Raw genomic sequence first — 6219 nt, 5'->3', positions numbered from 1 at the left:
GCCTTACCGTCGAACAAACCGAGCTCAGGATTACGCCAGGCTGTTCGGCGGTCGCCAAAACGGACGGCCCACATCGGTACGCCAACGAGGGCGAAGACACGCTTATTTTCACCATGACGGTCGCCGAACTGCACGCCTGAACGGTGGCCCAGATCTTAACGCTTGCACAGGAGAAGAACCCTCATGACAATCCCTGCCCCACGGGAGTGGCGGCGTGCTGACTATCTCGTCAGCACCGATCCCGCCCTGCTGGATCTCGATGCCATTCACGCTTTTCTGACCCGCTCCTCATGGGCGGAGGGAATCGATAAAGAAACCGTCCGCCAGTCCCTCACCCACAGCCTGTGCTTCGGTTTATATCACGAGGCCAGGCAGATCGGTTTCGCCCGGCTGGTCACCGATTACGCCACTTTCGGCTATCTGTGCGACGTGTACGTGCTGGAGACGCATCAAAAAAGCGGGCTGGGTCTGTGGCTGGCGGAATGCTGCCAGGCCCATCCGCTGATGGCGAAGCTGAGGCGAGTCATGCTGGTCACCAGCACCGCCCCCTGGCTCTATGAGAAAGTGGGCTATTCGGCCATCAACCACCCCGACTTTGTCTGGCAGATCGCCCGGCCGGACATCTACCGACGGTAATGCTATTTCAGCGCCTGCTCGGCCAGCAGCCCGAGCGCGATGACGATCATCGCCGCACCGGAGAGGCGCCCCACTCCCTTCGCTGCCTGCGGGCGCGTGCGCAGCACCGACTGCGAACCGAATCCCACCAGCAGATACACCAGGCCGCAGCTGATCAAATGCACGGCGCCCAACGCCAGCATCTGCATCGGCACCGACCACTCGGCCCGGACGTCGGTAAACTGCGGCAACAGCGCCAGAAACAGCAAAAACACCTTGGGGTTCAGGCCGCTGACGCACACGCCCTTGCCGGCCCAGCGCAGCCAGGAATCGGAACGCTGATCTTCACCGGCGCCGGGCACCGGCGGATGCAGCAGCATATTGAAACCGATCCACAGCAGGTAAGCCGCCCCCAGCAAGGTGAGCGCCGTCAGCGCCAGCGGATTGCCGACCAGCAACGCGCCGACGCCCGCCACCACGATCGCAATCATCAGCAGGTGGCCGAACAACAAACCGGCGACGGCGGGCACCACCACCCGGCCGCGAATGCCCGCCGAGATCACATAAGCCCAATCCATACCCGGCGTGATCACCAACAGAATCGACACCGCCCAAAAAGCGGCGAACAGAGCGAGCGTCATGCCGGCGCCCTCTCAAACGCACAGCGCCGCACCGAACAGAGAACCATCGCGTTTTCCTCGTAGAATAAGCACGGCCCCCGCCTGACGGCGGCCGTCAAAACCGTTCAACAGATGGCAAGAATATCCTCAAGGCGTTAAAATGTGCTTTCAATTACTTGCCTGAAATCGGCATAAGCGGGGAAATTTTTCCAAATGGACAAGATTGATCGCAAAATTCTTGCGGAACTGCAAACCGACGGGCGTTTGTCGGTGACCGAGCTGGCCGAGCGGATCGGATTGAGCGTATCCCCCTGCCACCGCCGGGTACGCGCATTAGAAGAATCCGGGGTGATCAGGGGCTACCGCGCCCAGCTCGATCCCGGCAGCCTGGGCTACAACTTCTCCGCTCTGGTGTTCGTCACCATGCGCGAAGGCGATCGCCGCGCCGTCGAAACCTTCGAAAACGCCATGGTGGACATTCCGCAGGTGGTGCAAGCGCAGCGTTTGTTTGGCGATCCCGATTATCTGCTGCACGTTATCGCCCGCGATCTGCCCGCCTTCCAGCAGCTTTACGACGAGAAGCTCTCCGCCCTGCCGGGCGTGCAGCGCCTGAGCTCCACGCTGGTGATGAAAACCGTGGTGCCGGAACGCTCTTTCCTGCCGCTGGGGAAATGACGACGGGAGCGTTGCCGCTCCCGTTTTTATCTTTTTAAGGCACAATCACGAAATCCGGATTGGCGACGGCGAACAACGCCTCGCGGTCCGCCGCCGGTGGGTAAATCCACTGCGTGTTAATCTCCTGTTTAATCTTTTTGCCTTCCTGACGGGTAAAGCGCACCTGGCGCTGCCAGCCTTCGGTATACAGCGCCCCCCAGGGGCCCAGATCCAGACAGGTCACATACTTCGGCTGGCTATACGGGTGCGTCGGCAACCCCACCAACTCCGCCGCCGCATTGTGACCGGCGACGCGGCCGAGGCTCATCGCATGCTGGCAGGTCATCAGATTGTGGTTACCGAGATCGTCGGTCGCCACTTTCACCGTATCGCCGGTCACGAAAATGCCCGCCGCCGCAGGCGCGCGCAGGAAGGCGTCGCCGATCACTCGGCCATTAGCGTCACGTTCGCCGGGGATTTGCTCGGTCAGCGGATGCGCACGCACGCCTGCCGCCAGGATCACCGTGTTGGCGGCGATGCGCTCACCGTTCGACAGCATCACCCCCTCGGCATCGATAGCCGAAACGCGCAGGCCGGCTCGCGCTTCCACGCCGCACTCCGCCAGCGCCTGGCGAATCACCGCCCCCGGCTCCGCGCCCATTCCTGCGCCCACTTCCGGGGCGCTATCGACGATCACCACGCGCACATTCTCGTTTTGCCCCAGCGCATCGCGCAGCCGCTGCGGCATCTCCGCGGCGCTCTCCAGCCCGGTCAGCCCCGCTCCCACCACCACGGCGGTGTTGCGCGCCGGCGTTGACGGTTTGGCCGCCAGCGCTTTGATATGAGCGCCCAAGCGCTGTGCGCTTTCCAGCGTATCGACGTTGAAACCGTATTCGGCAAAGCCCGGCACCGCAGGCACGGAAAGCCGACTGCCGGTGGCCCACACCAAACGATCGTAGGCCAACTCAAGGGGTTCCCCCACCGCCGGCACCACCCTGAGCGTTTTGGCGGCGGCGTCGATACGTTCCACCGTCCCGGCCAGGTGCCGTGCACCGACGGCGGTGAGCTGCGCGGAAATGTCGGGGTTCATGTTTTCCAGCACCGCTTCATACAGGCGTGGCCGGATGGTGACCGTTGGCGTCGGCGAAACCATCAGCACCTCGATGTCGTCATGCTTACCGGCAAGGGTAATGGCGCGCATGGCGGACACGGCGGCCCAAAAACCGGCAAAACCGGAACCGGCAATCACTATTTTCTGCGTCATGGGATGACTCCTTCATACAGGGTTGACCGGGCGACGAGGCTGCCCGCAGTTTTTTCGGATGAACGGCGCCGTTCCGCTCCCGTCGCAGGGTGCAGAAGGACCGCCCGCCCCTTCCGAAGAGGCGGGAAAAATGTGTTTTGTTTTAAGGAAAGGCGGAGTTTAGGTCTTGGCGCGAGCCGTTTTGCCGCTGCGCGCGGTGCGTTCCGTCATGCGCTCGTCGAGCCAGATGTTGACCTCGCCGAAGAAGCCCTGTGGCGCCTTGCGGCCAAAACGGGCAGCGACGTCGCCGAGGGTCTGCGCCGCCAGCGCATCGCGCATCGCCTTCTCCGCCTGCAGCATCACCGCATGGATAGCGCATTTGCCGGAGACCGCCCATTCCGGCGGGGAATCATCGAACACCGCACAGCGCCCGCGCACCTCCTGGCAATCGAACAGCGGCTTGTGCCCCTCGATGGCGTCGATAATCTCCAGAAAGCTGATCTCTTTCGCCGGACGGGCCAGCCGGTAACCGCCTCGCACCCCTTCACTGGCGGCGACGATGCCCGCCTTTTCCAGCTTGGGGAAAATCTTGGCCAGAAAGCTGGGGGAGATCCCTTGCAGTTCGGCGAGTTCGCGGCTGCTGAGCGCGCGCTGGTTATCGCCGACCAGCCACAGCAGGCAGTGGATGCCATATTCAACGCTGGTTGTGATGTACGCCATATGTCCGTTTTTGACCGTCAGTAAACCTTCAATAACGCAGACTATATGAGTCTGCGTTTATCTTGTCAATAAAACACAGACTAACTTTATCCGCGTTTTATTGAAGTTCCGTCTCGCTCCCGACGGAGAAAACGCCCTTCGAAATGAAAAATAAAACTTTTTTGCCCTATTCGCCCCCGGCTAACGTTTCCTTGTCGCCTGCCGCTGACTATGATGTGATGATTGCCGTCGCGGCGGTTTGTGATCCGCCGCACTTTCACGCGGATCGCGCCGTGGGAATAAAGAACTCTTGTCTGCTGCTGACGTCTTAGAAATGATTATTTAAGGGAAACGCCTGACTATGACCAACCGGTTGACCAAAACCGCGTTAGCGGTGCTGTTGCTCGGCACGTTGAACGCCACCGCCCTGGCGCCAGCACAGGCGGAAAGCCAGGACCAGTTGCCGGATATGGGCACCTCCGCCGGCGGCACCCTGAGCATCGGACAAGAGCTGGCGATGGGCGACTTCTACGTGCGCCAACTACGCGCCAGCGCCCCGCTGATCAACGATCCGCTACTGAGTCAATACATCAACCAACTGGGCAACCGGCTGGTGGCCAGCGCCTATTCGGTGCGCACGCCGTTCCATTTCTATCTGGTGCGCAACGACGAAATCAACGCCTTCGCCTTCTTCGGCGGCAACGTGGTGCTGCATTCCGCCCTGTTCCGCGTCAGCGACAACGAAAGCCAGCTGGCCTCGGTGCTGGCGCACGAAATCTCGCACGTCACCCAGCGCCACCTGGCGCGCGCAATGGAAGATCAGCAACGCAACGCCCCGTTGACCTGGGTGGGCGCGCTTGGTTCCATCCTGCTGGCGATGGCCAACCCGACCATGGGCATGGCGGCGCTGAGCGGCACCATGGCCGGCACCCAGCAGGGCATGATCAGCTTTACCCAATCGAACGAACAGGAAGCCGATCGCATCGGCATTCAGGTGCTGCAGCGCGCCGGTTTCGATCCGGAAGCGATGCCCGACTTCCTGCAGAAACTCTCGGATCAGTCGCGTTACGCCTCCAAGCCGCCGGAAATGCTGCTGACGCACCCGCTGCCGGACAGCCGTCTCTCCGACGCGCGCAACCGCGCCAACCAGATGCAGAAACACATCGTGCAGTCTTCGCAGGATTACCTGATGGCCAAGGTGCGCGCACTGGGCATGTACAGCTCGGAAGGCTATGGCCTGAACGAAGAGCTGCTCGGCTCGCTCAGCAAGGGGAACGTGCGCGAACAGGCGGCCGCCAAATACGGCCGCGCCATCCTGTTCTATGAAGCGAAAAAATACGACGACGCGCGCAACATCATTCAACCGATGCTGGCGCAGGATGCGAAAAACGTCTGGCTGATTGACCTGATGACCGATATCGATCTCGGCCAGAAACGCGCGCCGCAGGCCATCGCCCGCCTGCAGGCGGCCAACGCCGCCCAGAACAACAACCCGGTGCTGCAACTCAACCTGGCCAACGCCTATGTCGAAGGCAACCAGCCGGCGCAGGCGTCGAAGATCCTGAACCGCTACACCTTTGCCCATCCGGACGATCCGAACGGCTGGGATCTGCTGGCGCAGGCCAGCGCCGCTCAGGGGCTGCGCGATGAAGAGCTGTCGGCCCGCGCCGAAAGCCTGGCGCTGAACGGCCGGCTCGATCAGGCTATCGGCCTGCTCAGCAATGCCAGCTCGCTGCAGAAACTCGGCAGCCTGAAACAGGCGCGCTACGATGCGCGCATCGACCAGCTGCGCCAACTGCAACAGCGCTTCCGCCAATACCAGCGCAGCTGATTCAACAAGGAATGAACGCCATGAAAAACGTCACGATTTACCACAACCCGCGCTGCTCCAAGAGCCGTGAAACCCTGGCGCTGCTGGAACAGCACGGCGTCGATCCCAAGGTGGTGCTGTACCTCGAAACGCCCCCTACGGTCGATGAGCTGAAAAAACTGTTGAAGGAACTGGGCTTCACATCGGCGCGCGAGCTGATGCGCAAAAAAGAAGATCTGTACAAGGAATTGAAGCTGGCGGACGACAGCCTGAGCGAAGAGCAACTGCTGGCGGCGATGACGGCGAACCCGAAACTGATCGAACGCCCGATCGTGGTGAAAGGCAGCAAGGCGCGCATCGGCCGGCCGCCGGAGCAGGTGCTGGAGATTTTGTAATCGTCCGGCAAATCTCTTATTGAACCGCAAAATACCAATAGCCCTGAACAGGGCTATTTTTAATTAATTGTTATATAAATACTTTTTATCATCACAGTCTTCTTTCGCTGCTATGCTGCGCAAACGCCAAATCTCTCGGTGAAACAGCCGTTGACAATCGTCAACACCCCACCTACCCTGATC

At 61.1% G+C, this 6219-nt stretch carries 7 protein-coding genes and 1 pseudogene; 5 read left to right on the top strand and 3 right to left on the bottom strand.

Annotated features, from left to right (window positions below):
- Window positions 1–140 (top strand): annotated as a pseudogene (locus tag H7A77_RS25675) (cupin domain-containing protein); the annotation flags it as partial.
- 43 nt (window positions 141–183) lie between these two features.
- Window positions 184–636 (top strand): GNAT family N-acetyltransferase, encoded by a 453-nt coding sequence (locus H7A77_RS23990; protein ID WP_089192118.1) that lies wholly within the window; start codon window positions 184–186, stop codon window positions 634–636.
- A gap of 2 nt (window positions 637–638) precedes the next feature.
- On the opposite strand, the gene H7A77_RS23985 is transcribed toward H7A77_RS23990, so the two are convergent.
- Window positions 639–1256, bottom strand: a complete 618-nt coding sequence (locus H7A77_RS23985; RefSeq protein WP_089192119.1) for a LysE family translocator — start codon at window positions 1254–1256, stop codon at window positions 639–641.
- A gap of 192 nt (window positions 1257–1448) precedes the next feature.
- Between H7A77_RS23985 and H7A77_RS23980 the strand changes: the two genes are divergently transcribed.
- The gene (locus tag H7A77_RS23980) at window positions 1449–1910 is read left to right on the top strand and encodes an Lrp/AsnC family transcriptional regulator (protein WP_021504394.1); all 462 of its coding nucleotides are present in this window, start codon (window positions 1449–1451) and stop codon (window positions 1908–1910) included.
- A gap of 34 nt (window positions 1911–1944) precedes the next feature.
- Here H7A77_RS23980 and H7A77_RS23975 read toward each other — a convergent pair whose 3' ends face one another.
- Both H7A77_RS23975 and H7A77_RS23970 read right to left on the bottom strand, forming a co-directional pair.
- Window positions 1945–3153, bottom strand: coding sequence for an NAD(P)/FAD-dependent oxidoreductase (locus tag H7A77_RS23975; RefSeq protein WP_182074739.1), 1209 nt, complete (start codon window positions 3151–3153; stop codon window positions 1945–1947).
- A 159-nt stretch (window positions 3154–3312) separates the two neighbouring features.
- The gene (locus H7A77_RS23970; protein WP_033644016.1) at window positions 3313–3852 is read right to left on the bottom strand and encodes an Rrf2 family transcriptional regulator; all 540 of its coding nucleotides are present in this window, start codon (window positions 3850–3852) and stop codon (window positions 3313–3315) included.
- 340 nt (window positions 3853–4192) lie between these two features.
- Here H7A77_RS23970 and H7A77_RS23965 point away from each other — a divergent pair, with 340 nt between their 5' ends.
- Together H7A77_RS23965 and arsC are read left to right on the top strand one after the other, a co-directional pair.
- Window positions 4193–5662 (top strand): M48 family metallopeptidase, encoded by a 1470-nt coding sequence (locus tag H7A77_RS23965; RefSeq protein ID WP_033651532.1) that lies wholly within the window; start codon window positions 4193–4195, stop codon window positions 5660–5662.
- A gap of 20 nt (window positions 5663–5682) precedes the next feature.
- Window positions 5683–6036, top strand: coding sequence for an arsenate reductase (glutaredoxin) (gene arsC / locus H7A77_RS23960; RefSeq protein ID WP_004941660.1), 354 nt, complete (start codon window positions 5683–5685; stop codon window positions 6034–6036).
- The last annotated feature ends 183 nt before the right edge of the window (window positions 6037–6219 follow it).

The sequence above is a fragment of the Serratia sp. ME47 genome (assembly GCF_903970925.1).
GTDB lineage: Bacteria > Pseudomonadota > Gammaproteobacteria > Enterobacterales > Enterobacteriaceae > Serratia > Serratia ureilytica.
This window is presented reverse-complemented; position numbering and strand designations above follow the sequence as displayed.

Excerpts from the sequence above, each read along its gene's own strand:
- H7A77_RS23990 (WP_089192118.1), top strand. The coding sequence starts at position 184 with ATGACAATCCCTGCCCCACGGGAGTGGCGGCGTGCTGACTATCTCGTC.
- H7A77_RS23985 (WP_089192119.1), bottom strand. The coding sequence starts at position 1,256 with ATGACGCTCGCTCTGTTCGCCGCTTTTTGGGCGGTGTCGATTCTGTTG.
- H7A77_RS23980 (WP_021504394.1), top strand. The coding sequence starts at position 1,449 with ATGGACAAGATTGATCGCAAAATTCTTGCGGAACTGCAAACCGACGGG.
- H7A77_RS23975 (WP_182074739.1), bottom strand. The coding sequence starts at position 3,153 with ATGACGCAGAAAATAGTGATTGCCGGTTCCGGTTTTGCCGGTTTTTGG.
- H7A77_RS23970 (WP_033644016.1), bottom strand. The coding sequence starts at position 3,852 with ATGGCGTACATCACAACCAGCGTTGAATATGGCATCCACTGCCTGCTG.
- H7A77_RS23965 (WP_033651532.1), top strand. The coding sequence starts at position 4,193 with ATGACCAACCGGTTGACCAAAACCGCGTTAGCGGTGCTGTTGCTCGGC.
- arsC (WP_004941660.1), top strand. The coding sequence starts at position 5,683 with ATGAAAAACGTCACGATTTACCACAACCCGCGCTGCTCCAAGAGCCGT.